10 protein-coding genes and 1 pseudogene are annotated in these 14,746 nt (G+C 59.3%); 7 read left to right on the top strand and 4 right to left on the bottom strand.

Annotation, left to right across the window (positions count from 1 at the left end; all coding sequences use genetic code 11):
* Positions 1-123 precede the first annotated feature (123 nt).
* The 3 genes and pseudogenes from NO887_RS17365 to NO887_RS17355 form a co-directional block, all read left to right on the top strand.
* Positions 124-213 (top strand): annotated as a pseudogene (locus NO887_RS17365) (halo-CC-star protein HcsL); the annotation flags it as partial.
* Entirely contained in the window at positions 204-428 is a 225-nt protein-coding gene (gene hcsS, locus NO887_RS17360; protein ID WP_256419436.1) for a halo-CC-star protein HcsS, read from the top strand. The pseudogene NO887_RS17365 and the gene hcsS, both read left to right, overlap by 10 nt.
* A gap of 119 nt (positions 429-547) precedes the next feature.
* Entirely contained in the window at positions 548-955 is a 408-nt protein-coding gene (locus NO887_RS17355) for a DUF7475 family protein (RefSeq protein WP_256419435.1), read from the top strand.
* A 378-nt stretch (positions 956-1,333) separates the two neighbouring features.
* On the opposite strand, the gene NO887_RS17350 is transcribed toward NO887_RS17355, so the two are convergent.
* On the bottom strand, positions 1,334-2,134 hold the full coding sequence (locus NO887_RS17350) for a sulfite exporter TauE/SafE family protein (protein ID WP_256419434.1): 801 nt from the start codon (positions 2,132-2,134) through the stop codon (positions 1,334-1,336).
* Positions 2,135-2,372: 238 nt separating this feature from the next.
* On the opposite strand from NO887_RS17350, the gene NO887_RS17345 reads away from it, so the two are divergent.
* The 3 genes from NO887_RS17345 (at position 2,373) to NO887_RS18715 (ending at position 4,467) form a co-directional block, all read left to right on the top strand.
* On the top strand, positions 2,373-2,669 hold the full coding sequence (locus NO887_RS17345; protein ID WP_256419433.1) for a DUF8152 family protein: 297 nt from the start codon (positions 2,373-2,375) through the stop codon (positions 2,667-2,669).
* Positions 2,670-2,891: 222 nt separating this feature from the next.
* Positions 2,892-4,322 (top strand): Fe-S cluster assembly protein SufB, encoded by a 1,431-nt coding sequence (sufB, locus tag NO887_RS17340; protein WP_256419432.1) that lies wholly within the window; start codon positions 2,892-2,894, stop codon positions 4,320-4,322.
* Between the two features lie 4 nt (positions 4,323-4,326).
* A complete protein-coding gene (locus NO887_RS18715) occupies positions 4,327-4,467 on the top strand; it encodes a DUF7563 family protein (protein WP_425601551.1) in 141 nt (46 codons plus the stop codon).
* 1,526 nt (positions 4,468-5,993) lie between these two features.
* Here the strand turns inward: NO887_RS18715 and NO887_RS17335 are convergent.
* The gene (locus NO887_RS17335; RefSeq protein WP_256419431.1) at positions 5,994-6,143 is read right to left on the bottom strand and encodes a hypothetical protein; all 150 of its coding nucleotides are present in this window, start codon (positions 6,141-6,143) and stop codon (positions 5,994-5,996) included.
* A gap of 889 nt (positions 6,144-7,032) precedes the next feature.
* Between NO887_RS17335 and NO887_RS17330 the strand changes: the two genes are divergently transcribed.
* On the top strand, positions 7,033-7,740 hold the full coding sequence (locus NO887_RS17330; protein ID WP_256419430.1) for a hypothetical protein: 708 nt from the start codon (positions 7,033-7,035) through the stop codon (positions 7,738-7,740).
* 191 nt (positions 7,741-7,931) lie between these two features.
* Here the strand turns inward: NO887_RS17330 and NO887_RS17325 are convergent, their stop codons facing one another.
* Positions 7,932-12,848 (bottom strand): TraM recognition domain-containing protein, encoded by a 4,917-nt coding sequence (locus NO887_RS17325; RefSeq protein WP_256419429.1) that lies wholly within the window; start codon positions 12,846-12,848, stop codon positions 7,932-7,934.
* Between the two features lie 75 nt (positions 12,849-12,923).
* Entirely contained in the window at positions 12,924-14,465 is a 1,542-nt protein-coding gene (locus tag NO887_RS17320; RefSeq protein ID WP_256419428.1) for an MSCRAMM family adhesin SdrC, read from the bottom strand.
* Positions 14,466-14,746 lie beyond the last annotated feature (281 nt).

The following is a 14,746-nucleotide window of genomic DNA, read 5'->3' as shown; positions in this document are numbered from 1 at the left end:
GTTGAGTCGGCTTGTTTCCATCAACATTGTCAAGCGCCTCTTGGAGTTCTTCGACAGAGATCTCGTTGAGGTGATCCATTACAGGCAACATATATTTCTGAGTAAAAAGTTCTATCGACTACTATAGTTGAACTGCTCCAGCGGGCGAACGACGCCATCAGCGACGAGATCGGCGAGGAGTTCGCGCGGTCCACCGGAGGTGGGTGCTGTTGAGCGCTTCCGATCAGGACGCCAGCGAATCCGAAGTGACGGACGACGAGGTCGTTGCGGCCGCCGAGGCGCTCGGTGAAGAGCTCGCAGCGGCCAAAAAGTCCTCTTCGGAGTTCGCTTTCCCCACGATGGTGATGCAGTGTAACGAGGCCATCGGCGACGAGACCGGAATCGACTACGGCAGCGTCTGCGGTGGCGACGACGACGGCTGCTGTTAGCGGAGGTTAATCTCTGAAACAGCTATCTGTTCGAAATGAAGTTTGAATCCCCTGACAGCCGATTCCCATGTTCCTATATAAGCGTGTAACCTTTTATATACTCGAATGGTATTGTGCTCATGGGTACAAACCATACAACAGAGTCGAACAGTATTATTCAGTGGCCGTCGGAACCGGTCGGGTATGTGGCAATTCTTTTGGCTTTCATTACGGGAATCATTCATCTCGTGGCGACGACACGGGCTATTGAGATGAGCGTTGTGCTGGCGGTCCTCTTCGTCCTCAACGGACTTGGTTTCCTCGGCGGAGCAGCACTGTATTCCACCCGGTTCTGGCGACGCTCGTTTTTTCTCGCGGCTGCAGTGTACTCATTAGTGACAATCCTTGCGCTGTTCCCGTTCCAGGGTTGGGGGGTCGAAGCGTTCTACATGAACGGAACAATTAATCCAATTGTCACCATCACGAAAGTTGCGGAAGCTTTCCTTGTGATCCTATCGGTTTATTTGTATATCAGCACAAGCGATTGACATGGTCGTGTTAATTTAAGTATCGGTTCCAGCAGACGGCGAAGGTTCGGAGCCACGATTCTGCCGCCGCCGACTCTGCGTTTCTGAACGTATTTAAAAATGAAGGCGTTCGCCATTTTACTTCTCAAAAGACACGTTCGACAGCATTTCGATTTCCATGACGAGTGATTTGAAATCGGAGCGAGGTTCGTGAGAACGCAGATGTGAGATGTCCGCCAGCATCAACGAGAAAGAGCGCGTTGTCAACGTGGTGTTTCTCTCTGAGATCGCAGAGAAACACTGTGGGGTCAGGGAGACCAGCTACCGTCGTTTTCCGCATCGTCGTTGTTGACTGGAGCCCGTCGCCGATATCGAGCCAAAAAAGGATCCAGTGCTTGGTCAGTGCCCCATCGCGCCCCCAAGAGGCTGGTAATGCGGGAACATCGGATGTGGGAGGTGAACTCCGAGTGCCATCAGTCCGTGCGCGAACAGCACGTACCCCAGCACGACGAACACCACGCCGAGTAGCCGATGAACGCCTCGCCGGTGGGCAACGTCAATCGACTGAATAATGGTCCCATAGAGGAAAACTGCCGGAATTGTCCCAATGCCAAGGGCACCGAGAGCGATTCCACCGGTGGTCGGGGAGCCACTCGCGAAGGCAAACAGATACGCGGGATACAGCATCGGGCAGGGGAGAAACGCGTGGACGGCGCCGAGACCGACAATACTCGGGCTGTTCACGTGTCGGTGAACTCTCGTTGCGAGCCACGACGTGACGCGCTGGACGCCAGGAATACGAATATCGCCTCCGCTTCCACCAATGACATACCGAACGCCCGTCGCCACAATGAACCCTCCGACCGCAAGACCGACAACACCTCGCAGGAGGTCAGCGATCGGTGTCAGCTGGTCAGCCGTGACGAACACGGCGCTCCCAAGCGCACCGAAGAGGGCCCCGAGAATTGCGTACGTCGTCGCCCGGCCGACGTTGAACAGGAAGTGCTGGCGAACCTCGTAGGTCGTGAGATGACCGGCATGCCCGTCGTTGGCTGTCACCGTCCCGCCGTCAGGCTGCGGCGTCATCTGCTTCGAGTACATTGTCACTAACGGCCCACACATCCCAATACAGTGTGCGCCGCCCAGCACGCCGATGAGAACGAAGAGTACGACGTCAATCCGGAGGAGCGACCCGATCATAGTCGCTCTCGGTTGCGTACGGGTTTGTGTCGTCTGGTGTGTCTCTCGAACGAGTCTTGTCCAAAGATTACCAAATATTCCCGACACTGGATACCATACAACCTACACCGAGTGATTCGTGAGTTCCCTGTACTGACCACAACCGGGGCAGAATCTATCACTTTCTAAGGATTTCAACAGAGCCCCGGAACATAACTTGGCGCAACAATTCTTCACAGTGGGTGCCAATACACCAACAATGACGGACGAAATCGATATTCCAACCGATCCGCGGGCTGCGGCCGACGCACTGGCGACCCATCTCACTGCGACCGCAGATCGCCCAGTCCCGCCAGCGACGAACCGCTGGCTCGGAGAGGCTGAAGCCGTCGCCCACGATGCTACTAGTGACGATCTTGACACGCAAACCAGACAAAAACGGGTTCGACAAGTTGCTACACTGCTTGAATCGGCTGACAAAACTGACGACACCGTCGCCGACCGCCACATCGAAGCGGCCATCCAGTGCTGTCGAGTCGTTCTTGCTAACGAGTGACGATGATACTGTTTCTACAGGCGGGGCAGGCCGGGTGTCTCGGGGCTTGATCCCGAGACGGTTCATGCAATCCCCCTTTCACTACATATTAAATTCTACTGGATAGTGGAACTGAATTAAATTATGTAAGGTTATTCTCTTTCGTTAAAGAAACCACTATAAGTTACTAAAGAGTATTCCAGCGCACCACACTTATATTCGTAGTCTCAGAAGAATACTTTGATGAGTTCAAAACAAGACGATCTCAAAGAGACGAACACTGAGGCCCGCTTCGAGTTCAAGAAGGAGGAGAAGTCCGCCTTCAAAAGCGAAAAGGGTCTCACCGAGGAGACGGTCCGCGTCATCTCGGAGGACAAAGACGAGCCGGAGTGGATGCTGGAGCGCCGCCTGCGCGCGCTCAAGCAGTTCCAGGAGATGCCGATGCCGACCGACTGGCCCGGACAGCCGGACCTGAGCGAGGTCGACGTCGACGAAATCGTTCCCTACATCCGCCCGGACGTCGACGTCCGCGCCGGCGTCGACGACTGGACAGAGCTCCCAGACGATATCAAAGACACGTTCGACAAGCTAGGCATCCCCGAAGCCGAGAAGAATGCGCTCTCGGGCGTCGGCGCGCAGTACGAATCGGAGGTCGTCTACCAGAACATGCAGGAGCGGTGGGAAAAAAAGGGCGTCATCTTCTGTAACATGGATGAGGCCGTCCAAGAGCACGAGGAGCTCGTCCGTGAGCACTTCATGACGAAGTGCGTCCCCCCGAGTGACAACAAGTTCGCCGCGCTCCACGGTGCCATCTGGTCGGGCGGCTCGTTCGTCTATGTCCCCGAAAATACCACCGTCGACATGCCGGTGCAGGCGTACTTCCGGATGAACTCCGAGGGGATGGGCCAGTTCGAACACACGCTCATCATCGCCGAGGAGGGCTCCGAGGTCCACTACATCGAGGGGTGTTCCGCGCCGAAGTACTCCGCGTTCAACCTCCACTCCGGCGGCGTCGAGGTGTTCGTCGGCGAGGACGCGCACGTCCAGTACTCCACGGTGCAAAACTGGTCGAAGAACACGTACAACCTGAACACCAAGCGCGCCATCGCCGAGAAAGGCGGGCGTATGGAGTGGATCTCCGGGTCGATGGGGTCGAAGGCGACGATGCTGTACCCCTCGACGATCCTGAAGGGCCGCGGTGCGTCCGACAACCACATCACCATCGCGTTCGCGGGCGAGGGCCAGGACATCGACACCGGCGCGAAGGTGTACCACAACGCGCCAGACACCAAGTCGACCGTCGAGTCCAAGTCGATCGCGAAGGACGGCGGTCGCACGAACTACCGCGGCCTCGTCCACATCGCGGACGGCGCCGAGAACTCCTCGACGGCGGTGGAGTGCGACGCGCTGATGTTCGACAACGAGTCGACCTCCGACACGATGCCGTACATGGAGATCAACGAGTCGAAGGTCGACGTCGCCCACGAGGCGACCGTCGGGAAGATCGGCGACGAGGACATCTTCTACCTGCAGTCGCGCGGCCTCGACGACGACGACGCGAAACAGATGATCGTCTCGGGCTTCATCGAGCCGATCACGGAGGAGCTGCCCATCGAGTATGCCGTCGAGCTGAACCGGCTCGTCGAGTTAGAGATGGAGGGTTCGCTGGGGTAATTCGATGCCGGAGTGCGCCCACTGCGGAGCACACGTCTCACAACAATTTGTGACCGTGTTCGGGTTAGACGGTGGCGACGTAGTTGCCTGTCCAGCATGTTCCGGTCGGGCACATATTGCAGAGACGATCATGGACCGATACTAGTCTCAGACCATGGAACATTGCTTTGCGTGCGACACTGATTACGGGTACCTCGGAACGGCCCCGCACGAAGGGTTCTGTCCAGCCTGTGGCTCGACTACTGTCACTCCTGCAGGCGAGCTTAGCGTCGTCGACACGACAACGTGGGAGAGCGCGAACGGGCTCTCAACGATCCATGTGACTGCGACTGACAATCGATCACGTCGGTTTGAATTTGTCATTGCGGCGCGGCGAGGACAAGGGAAACTCGTCTGTCTCGCGATCGATGGGGTGACTGTGCCCACTGAGACGGTATGGTCAGTTCCATCTGCTGTTGCTACGAGAGTAACCGCGCATGGTATCAGGATCAGCGACTCAACGCCGGCTCAGAGCCCAGAATGAACAGTACTGGCCAGACACACAGTGGACGCGTCTGTTCTGTCCCGGTCATGAGAAGTGATGCCACGTGATGAAAGAGCGCACTAACGAAGAGCGGTCGGACACCGTTTCCCGAAGAAAAAATCGGAGTCATGGTTGCGAACCTGAAACTCCCACGCTCGGGATCCCTCCGCGTTCACGCGGAGGAGGATGTCAATGGTCAAGCAATGTTTTGCTCTGTTGGATCGAATAACTGAAATAGTAGTTAAAACACGGCTATTCTATTTGGCAGTGTCTCCTAGATTTCAAATATTTTAATTCTATACCCTGAATGAATAAATTGACACTATCTCATACGTGTTCTATCGATTTTCACAGACAATATGGTTCTAATGTGATCGTCAACACCAAACTAGGACTCCTCATTTAGATGTAGTTTACCAGCAATCTCCATCTCAAGCATATGAAAAAAGAGGACTGGAGCGTGTTTTAATATCGGTTAGTCTTATTCGCCGTTGACTGTCTGGTTCTCTGAGGGGAGGTCGTGGTGGTTTCGTCGTCGTCTTCGACTTCGAAAATGAAGATGCCGTCTCCGCCACGTTCAATCGAGCTCTCGTTCAGCTCTATCTGGGCGGCTTGGTTATCTGTGAGTCTCGCGGCGTTTTCTTCATTGCTCGTGTCACGCTCGCGACGACGACGATCGACGGTGGGAGAGAGCGCGGCACACGCGCTGTCGACGAGACGCGAGCTCGGCTGCGGCGGTCCACGCGGCGACGTGCTGTCGCGGTAGGCACGCCTCGATCGACGGTCGTCTCTCGCGGTGCTGTCGCGGTGTTGTCGGCGGTCGCGACGAGTGCTCACTGCGGTGCTGTCTGCGGTCGTGTCTCTGCTGGGATCGTCGTCGTGAGAACACGGTGTCAGGCACACACCCCACGTACGCATTATTACTGAATACTTTTTACTGTATAAAACTCGGGTGTAGCGCGGTGGATCGGCGTCGACGTGCGCGGGTGTCGCGGTGGTCGCGACGCGTCGTGCTGTGCGTCTGTTCGTGTCGGTCGGTCAGTGCGACTCGGGCTCGCTGCGCGGGCATCATCTGCGTCGTCGACGGCGACGATCCACGCTCGCGACGACGACGATCGACGGCGGGTGTAGAGCGCGAGATTCCACGGTCAACGTGCGGTGCGAACGCGACGCGATCGACGGTCGTCTCTCGCGAACACGACGCGGACATTCTGCGGTCGACGCGATCTGCTCGCGGTGCTGGTGCGGTCGTGATCGACGGCGTCGAACTCGTGGATCGAGTCGATGTTGAGGTACATCCCCACGTCCGGATTATTGCTATAGTGAAGTGTATGCAACGAACTGGGGGTCAACGCGATGGTGCGCGGTCAGCGTGTGTCGTCGAGTCGGTTGTGAGCTGTGTCGCGTTGCGTTGTGGTCGCGGCTGATCGTCGTCGTGGTTCATCATGCGAGAGCGCGAGCTCGTACTCGGTGTGCGGGCATCGTCTGCGTCGTCGACGGCGACGGTCCACGTTCTCGATCGGGGTTCGAGCACGCGCGGTGTGACGCGTGTGTGTTCTTGTTCGCGACGTCGTCGATCGTCTCTCTGTGTGTTCGTGTTCGCGGTGGTACTGCGACGGTCCACGGTTTGTTTCTCTCGGCTTTCTGATAGTGTGCGCGAGCTCGTCTTCTGGTGTCGACGGCGACGATCGTGTTGCGGTGTCGAGCGCGTTCTGCGCGTGATCGACGTGTCGGGTTTTGCGTCGTCGTTTCCACGGTCCACGGTCGTCGACGGTGCGTTGTGGATCGAGTTGGGGGTGACACGACGGACCCCGTGTTCTCTCTCGCATCGGTCGTGGGGGGGTGTCGTGTCTATTAGTGCGGTCGTTGGGGGGCTGCTGTGTATAATGCCCCTCAATAGCCCCTTAATATCGGATACACTTTACTAACCCCTGTTTCAGCGGCAGGATACTGGATACAAACTATCAATGTCCTTGCTATGCACCTGATAATCTGCTATTTGGTGGGGAGACAGGTATTATGCCCTTGGCACGTACCTGAATAATTACTACCCAGTATCAAACGCCCTAAAAGGCCCTTAATATCTAATGCCCTTTACTCAGCCCCCTGATCTACACATAGAGTTTGGCTGACCACAAGTAATATGCCCCTGTATATTGTTGCGAATTGTAGGGAGACTAAGATCATATGACCGCGCTTACCGAGTACGGATTCAAGCCCGCCGACGTTGAGTTTCTGTTGACTGTGCAGAACTTAGAAAATAATCCTACTGATTATGACAACACGGACCCCGGTAAAGCACCGGCGAATGTGAGTGCGATTCGCGAGGAAACGAGCCTCACCAAATCGCAGGTCGCGTACCGTGCTCGTGAGGGAGAAAACGGGCGGGGGTTTGCGGAGGATGATATGGGGTTGCTCCGTGTGCATCCTCCGACTGTGCAGTCGGGTGCGTTCGGCCCGCGGAGTGTTGAGTTGACTGACAAAGGTCGGAAAGTTATCTCTGAGATTCGGGCGGAACGGTCTGGTTCGGCTGGGGGTGATTCGGGAGCGACGAGCGCGGAGATCAACGAATTAGAGCAGCAAATTTCTGAGCTACAAAATGACCTTGAAAATATCTCCGAGTCACTAGAGACTATTCAGCGATCTCGGATGGGGGCAATCGACTCAGAGATGGCTGATCGACTCACTGCCTCACTCCGTTTGTTCCCTCGCCACCAGTTCATTCTGAGTGAGATACTGGGACTCGACATGGAGGAACTAGCGGAAGCTGGGGATCTGGATACGGTCGACAAAGATGAACTTCGCCGGGAGGTTTTGGAAACGCTCGCAGGTGAGGGAGAGCTCGAATCTGGTGAGCTGGATGACGACGATCTCAACTCTGTTTTGGAGGATTAGGTGTGGCCTCAGCCGGCGTTTGATCTCCCTGAATTAGTGGCTGAGTTTCGGCGTGGTTCGACCCATTCTGAGGCGGTATTTTTGCCTCCGATTAATACTTGTCTTACTCTGTGAAATATACTCCGCGGTTCTGTGCGTCTTGTCGTCCGATAGCGACGCTGAAAATGAGGGTGATCTATTCAGGTAGTGCTCTAGTTACCCCCGTCGTCGGTGTCGTCAGGTTCGGTGTTGTCGTCGGACTCACCGTTGCCGAGTAGCTTCTCCATCTCGGCTACTGTCGGGTCGTGTTCGTCGTCGTCGGTCGTGTCCGCTGTGTCACTCTCGTCCGGTTCGGTCGAGTGTTTGCCTTGGTCGCTTTCCGAAGCCCCGTTGCGGCTGGGATCGGCTCCATCGGATTCTGCGCTTTCAGCGTCGAGCACATTATTCCACATCTGTCGGTCAGCCTCCTCAAGCCTCTCTCCGCTTGTGTGGGAATCGCTCGACTTTGCTTGATTCGCTGTTCTGGTGCCGGGCTCTCCACGCTCACTGCCTGTGGCTGCTTCTGTCGGGGGTTCCGCATCTGGTTGGCTGGTTCTCTCGGATGATGCGATCGCATCTCTCACATCCTCTGTGGTCTGTATCTCTCCTCGTTCGGCGTTGGAGAGGTCGCGGACGGCAGATTGGAGGTCGACGGCCTCTTGGGTCGATGGGGGGTACTCGCCATCGGCGAAGGCCTCGATCGCTTGTTCGGAGAGGCTGACCCGGTCGTCTGCGGCTATCCTGTCGGGTGACACGCCGGCAGGTTCGACACTTTCCGACTCGGTACTCGCCTCCTCGTCTGTGTTGTTTGCGCTCGCTGTATCGTCGTTGCTGGCTTCGTCTTCCGTGCCGTCGCTGTCGTCTGTGTCTATTGTTGTCCCCTCCGACCCCTCGTCGGTCGCGAACGCGCCGACGCCGTCGACGGGGACGATAATCTCGCTAGGGATTTCGTCGTAGGGATACTCGCGTTGACCCTTCGCGAGCCGTTGGAGGATCGACTGTAGGAGTATTGCCTCGTCCTCCGTCATGTCGCGCTCGCCCTCGGCGATCGCCGCGACCTCCTCGGGCGTGAGGTCCAGCCGGTCGTCTTTCGCGATCTCCGTCGCTGTCGGTGCCTTCTGATACCCCCGCACGTTGAGACCGGGGTTCTCCGGCGAGGTACCGATCTTCTCGTCTCTCTCACTCTTGCCTGAGTCGTCCGTGTCGCCGCGCTCATCGGTCGCGGTGTCCTCGGCACCCTCTGCTGGACTGTCGGCGGCGCTCTTGCCCTCGCGTGTGCTCTCGGCTGCCTCCTCGTCGATCTCCTCGGGGAGAACGATCGCGTCGATGGCCTCGTCGGCCGTCTTCGCCATGTCGTCGGGATCGGTTCTGAGGACGTTCACGATTGACTGTATGAAGTCCCGCTGCTGCTTGGGTGGCTTGTACGCCCCCTCGGCGGCGTCGGCGATCTTCTCGACGGAGAGGTCTATCCGCTCGTCACTCGCGATACGCGCCGGCGTGGGCGGCTCCGTGAAGCCCTCCACGGCCGGGGCGTCCCCAGCGTCGGAGTCGTCGGTCGCGTCGCTTGCTGCCGCACTCTCACCGCTCTCGGTGGCCTCGTCTTCGCCCGGCGTCTCATCCTCGTCGACGGGCTCGTCAGTCGTCGCGTTCTCGACTTCCCCCGGCCCTTCAATCTCGCCGGCGTCGACGCCGGCGACGGACTCGACGCCGAGATGATCGAACAGCGGCGTACACTCGCCGCGGTGGTACAACTGCGGCTGGTCGTACTCGTCGTTGTCGCTGTCCGGGAAGATGATGATCTCGAAGTCGTCGCTGCCGGGCCACTCAGGGAATCGTGCCTCGGGGATGAACGGGCCTCTGAACGGCACCCAGTTGGCCTCAAGCTCCTCTTTGCTCGGGTAGTGTAGCTTCTCGCCGTCGTTGTAGACGACGTACTCGCCCTCGCTCTGGTTATACTCGTAGTAGGCGGGGACGGCGTTCTTGTCGCCTTCGTGGGCCTCCTCGGGCCCATCGAACCGGGCTATCTCTCCGCCCTCAACCGGCTGTTGTTCCCCGACTGCGGCTACGACCTCGTCCGTTTCGGCGTCGCGATACCACACCGTCCCCACGTTGCCCTGTCCTTCGTCGTCAGCATCTCGATGTGGGCGGACAGCGACCTTCTCGTCGCCAACACGGTAGTTGCCGCCACCGTCGTTGTAGTAGCGGTAACTCCCGTCCGGGAGAGGCGACTTTCGGAAGGCAATCTCGTCACTCACGACCTCGATCCCCTTGCCGTTGCCCTCTGTTTCGTAGATGACCTGCTCGGCGCGCTCGCCCCAGTGGGTGAAACTCCCGTAGTTAGCCGTCCCGTCTTTCACCGCGAACACGCACTTCTCGCCTTTCTCCATCGCTTTCCGCAGGTTTGTGAACGTCTGGAACGGGTACTTGATCGTCGACGTCTCCGCCTCGATCGACACGTCGTCAGCACCGGCGAAGTTCCACACGCCGGGGTACTCCTCGCGAAGCCGCTCGCGACGCTCGTCGATCGCGTCTAGCATCTCCGACCGCGACTGGTCGTCGTCCACGTCGGTCACGTCGATCGGCGCTTCTGCGACGCCGTCAGGCATCTCCTCGCCCTCCTGCTCAGGGAGCCACGACACGTAGCCGATCTGCGTGAACGCCACGTAACACTGACCGAGAATCCACCGGTGGTCGTCGCCCCCGCCGGACCCCGCACTCCCCGTGTCCTGTTCGAGAACGACGCCCCGCCCCTTCGGCGTGAGCCGGATCGACGGCGTCCCGTCGTTCCGCTTCGTCTCCGCGTACGTGCTGTTCACCCGCTCGTAGATGTTCGACAGCTCCGAGAGGCTGTCCACGGTTGAATCCTCAAGCCGGGCGACAAGCTCGTCTTTCGCGTCCTCGGTCGGCACGAACGTATCCGCGGGCTGGCCCGCCCGGAGTCGGGCCGCAAAGACGCTCTCCAACACTGTATCGAGGTGGCGCTCAACGACACCCTCGGCGTCGTCCGCTGTCGTGGGTGCGCCGTAGGTTCCGTCTCCCGTGCTGCCCCCGCTTGCGCCGCCCGCATCGAGGGCTGCCGACGCACCACCGCTGATCCCCGGACTGTCGGGGCCGGGAACCTTTATCTGGAGCTCTCGTGCGAAGTGGAGTTTTTCTTCGCGCTCTGACGCCCTCGCTATATCTCGACCGATACCCGTCTCCCACCGACCGCCTCCCTCGTTGAACAGGAGGTTTTCGTACACCTGCTCGTCCGACCGGCGTTCGCGACCGACTTCCCGGAGACTCCGCTGGATCTCCGCATCGCGGGCGTCCGCATCGCGAACGGGCGGGAACGGCGGGTACGCGTACACACGGAACGCGTCAGACCGCTCCATGTTCTCGGAAATCGTCGTCCGCATCCAGTAGTGGTAGTTGACCTCCTCGGTCAAATCGTCGGGCTCAAGCCCCAACTGCGTACTGTACGTCCGGGCGGACTTCTTGTCGCCCGGGTTGAACGACATGATGGTGTCGCAGTTGGTCGTGATCGCGTCGACGACGTTGCTCGGGAGTTGCGCCGGATACTGGTTGGCGAGCGTCATGGCGAGCCGGTACGACCGGCTCTCAGAGATCATCGCCGGGATCGTGTCGTCGTGCATCGCGAGGTTGTCAAACTCGTCTGCAAACAGGTAGAACGGCGACCGCTGGTGTTCCGACTCGGCCGCCCGCCCGCGGATGTGTGACCAGATACGCCGGATGACCGCCATCCCGAGCATCTGCTTGAGTTCGCGCGGCTCTGAGCCCATCCGCACGATGATGATCTTGTCGTTATCGATCGCGTCGGGGATGCTCACCCCGCCCGACCGAAACCCGATCATCCGCCGGGCAACCGGATTCTGAATCCACGGGAGGAACCGCCCGAGTAGCGGCTCAAGGTCGTCTTCGGGCATCTTTGCGACCGTCTCCATGTGCGGCGTGATGAACCGCAGCCCGGCCTCTTTGAGTCGGGCGGTGAACTCGTGGCGGGACGCCTCCGACTTGAGCACGTAATACATATCGACGAAATTCATCTCGGGGGCGTCGTCGGGGGTCTTGGAGTTATACAGGTTCATCCCCGTGATGATCGACTGGGCGACCCGATCCATCCGCGGGCCCCAGTAGTCGTCGTTGGCCGAGAGCATCTTCTTCAAGTCCTCGACGAGCGACGCGAGCGCGGCGTTGTATTCGTCGCTGTCGGGGTCCATGTTGAGCGAGATGAAGTTGAATCCCGAGAGGTAGTCGCCGATCGCACCCGGCTCGATCCACACCACGTCGTCAAGCCGGTGCTCGGGCATGACCTTCATCAAGCGCCGGGCGTCGTCGCCCTTCGGGTCGATGAAACAGAGCCCGGCTCCCGACTCGATCAGCTGCCGTGCGTCGTTCGTCAACAGCGTGGACTTTCCGTAGCCGGTGACGCCGAAGATCGCGCGGTGACGGAACAGGTGGTTTTTCTCGATCGACGCGTCGCGACCGTTCCGCGTGCCTTTCCCGACGAACAGGGGGGCGTCGTCGTACTCGCGGGGGACCTCCTCTAAGACTCGCCGGGCGCTCCCAGCGGCGTAGATTTCCTCTCCGTCTTGTCCGGGCTCAAGCTTGTCCGGGTCGATGTCGTCGGGAACGCCGATCGACTGTATCTCCTCGCCGTACATCGTGTTGCGCTCCGTCTCGACGTAGGCGTAGTCAAACTCGTCCATCTCCTCGACGGCCTGTTGAATCCCGCCGAGGTCGTGCCGCATCTCCTGAATGTCGTCTGCGCCGGCGCTCGGGAGAAATCGGTCGTGTGAGAGATACCCGATGAGATCCCGGACATCTTGGGCGATCTGGTCGGTCGTCGGGTTCGTCTCCGGCGCATACCGCTGGATCTCCGCTCCCTTGTCGTGTGTCGCCTCGTTGGCGTGGTAGAGTAGCGTCCCGACGTACTTGCTCAGGGTTACACGGTCTTCGATACTGAGGCGGCGCTGTTCGATCTGCCCGGCAACGAGTTCAAGATCGCTGTGGAGCTGTTCCAAGTCGTCGTCGGTGATCGGCCCGCTCGGTTCATCGTCGTCGTCTCTGTTGAGAAAATCAAATACCATGTCGTGGTGTGGTGTCGTCCGTCGTGGTGTCGTGGCGTCGTCTCGTGCGGCGATGGCAGGGCGCTCCGGCGTCGACTACCGGCGGCGGTTGTCTCCGAACGGGTCGCCGGCGTCCGTCTCGGTTTCCACCGACGCGTCGTCGACGCTGTCGCCGTCTGTGTCGCTGCTCGCACTCTCAGTGCCGTTGCTCGGCTCGTCGTCGGCCTGTCCGCCCTGTTGGGGTGGGTCGCTCTCCGGGCCGCTCGCTGCGGCGTCGGGTCCGCCTGTGGGCGGCGGGGCTGCGGTGTCGCTCCTCCCCGTCGTTCCCCTCCCCGCGGGCTCGTTCGTACTGGGACCGGACGGCGACACTGGACCGCTGGTGGCTCTCCCGATCTGTGTCTCGGGCGCACCTAGATCGAGTCCGCCCCTCTCGTCGTCCGGGTCGGTGACCGTTTCCGGTCTGTCGATGTCGTCTTCCTGCCGGGACTCGGCGGGGATACCCGGACCGGTCTGCTGTTTGGCCCAATCGACGACCGGCGTGTTGATCTCGTCGCTCGGGATGTGGGCGATCGACCCGAGCGCGCTCACGGGTTGGAGGACGGCCTCGCCGCCGGGGCCGAACTTCACCCGCTTTTTCCACGGGATGTCGTGGGTACGCGCGGCGACTTCCCGGAGATGTCTCGGCACGTCGTCGGGGTCGATCGCGACGGGTTCGAGCCCCTGCTCGGTGAACGAGTTGTAGTATTTCTCGAAGTCGTTGGCGACCGTGTTGCACCGCCGCTCGGCGATCTCTTTGTGCGGTGAGATCGCGACGACGCGGATGGTGAGGTAGTAGCCTTTCGCACCGTGGAGCTTGTCGATGATCTTGGCGGCCCGGGTGCGTTTCGAGCCGGGGTCGCGGATCTCGAAACCACGAAGCATATTCCCGGTCAACTCACCCTTCTTGATGTGGGCGGCTGCCTCGGTCACGTTGAGGCCGTAGGGGCGACGCTTCGTCCACACGTCGCGGGCGGGCTCGAAGATGGTCTGGACCATGACGCGGCAGTCTTCGGCGAGCACACGCTCGCCGGTGCTGGTCTGGTCTTCTTCGACGACCATGTCAGAGGTAATGTCGCCGTAGGGGTCGACCTCGAAGTCTTCCTCGGCGATTTTGCACTTGATGGGGTAGTAGAACGGCTTTTTGAGCCGCATCCGGGCCATCGAGACGTGGTCGCCGACGTCGAGGGTGGGGAACTTCTTGTCGGCTTGGGTGATCTGGGCGTTGGGGTAGTTTTTGCGGAGTTGGCGCTCGAACTGGTTGGCGTCGACGCGGGTGGCGGGCTTGAAAAAGAATTGGAGTTTGCCCTCGTCGTAGACCATTTCGTAGGAGTGGATGTGGGCGTTGGTGCGGACGAATTTGAAGCGTCCCGCACCGATGACCTGTTCGCGGGGTTCGTGGACAGTCTCGTAGAGCGAGATGCTGGCGTCCATGCCGTCGTTCTCCCGTGGGGGACGGACGCGTAGGCGGGGACCGCTGGTGTCTTCGGCGTCGGCGAGGCCGTTGGTGACGGTGTCGTAGAGGTCGTCATCGACGCGGCGAGCGGGGTAGGCGCTGGACTCGGTGACGAGTGCGCTCTTGAGCTTGTCGCCGAGACTCATTCACGGCCTCCGTCGGTGCTCACTTCGGCGGCTCTGCCCCTGATATGCTGGAGCCGGAGAGCTTCGTGCGGTGGAGTCATTGGATGCCCGTGACTCCAGCTATCAGCGGAGTGGTAAGTGTGTTGCTTATAATTTTATAAACCAACGCGTGAGAAGATATTTTCTGATCTTCATTCGGTATAGTGCACCTTTATAACTTAAATTTTTACATTATGTGCGATATAGTGATTTTCAGATCAGATCTTTTTTGCTGCCAACTTGCGGATCCCAGGTGGTACAAA

This window comes from Halorubrum laminariae (genome assembly GCF_024494655.1).
GTDB classification, from domain to species: Archaea; Halobacteriota; Halobacteria; order Halobacteriales; family Haloferacaceae; genus Halorubrum; species Halorubrum laminariae.
Note: the sequence above shows the minus strand (reverse complement) of the source record. Positions and strands in the feature narration are given on the sequence as shown.

What these genes read in the sequence shown, in the direction of transcription:
- NO887_RS17320 (WP_256419428.1), bottom strand. Translation starts at nt 14,465, where the DNA reads ATGAGTCTCGGCGACAAGCTCAAGAGCGCACTCGTCACCGAGTCCAGC.
- NO887_RS17330 (WP_256419430.1), top strand. Translation starts at nt 7,033, where the DNA reads ATGACCGCGCTTACCGAGTACGGATTCAAGCCCGCCGACGTTGAGTTT.
- NO887_RS17335 (WP_256419431.1), bottom strand. Translation starts at nt 6,143, where the DNA reads ATGTACCTCAACATCGACTCGATCCACGAGTTCGACGCCGTCGATCAC.
- NO887_RS17355 (WP_256419435.1), top strand. Translation starts at nt 548, where the DNA reads ATGGGTACAAACCATACAACAGAGTCGAACAGTATTATTCAGTGGCCG.
- sufB (WP_256419432.1), top strand. Translation starts at nt 2,892, where the DNA reads ATGAGTTCAAAACAAGACGATCTCAAAGAGACGAACACTGAGGCCCGC.
- NO887_RS17350 (WP_256419434.1), bottom strand. Translation starts at nt 2,134, where the DNA reads ATGATCGGGTCGCTCCTCCGGATTGACGTCGTACTCTTCGTTCTCATC.
- NO887_RS18715 (WP_425601551.1), top strand. Translation starts at nt 4,327, where the DNA reads ATGCCGGAGTGCGCCCACTGCGGAGCACACGTCTCACAACAATTTGTG.
- NO887_RS17345 (WP_256419433.1), top strand. Translation starts at nt 2,373, where the DNA reads ATGACGGACGAAATCGATATTCCAACCGATCCGCGGGCTGCGGCCGAC.
- NO887_RS17325 (WP_256419429.1), bottom strand. Translation starts at nt 12,848, where the DNA reads ATGGTATTTGATTTTCTCAACAGAGACGACGACGATGAACCGAGCGGG.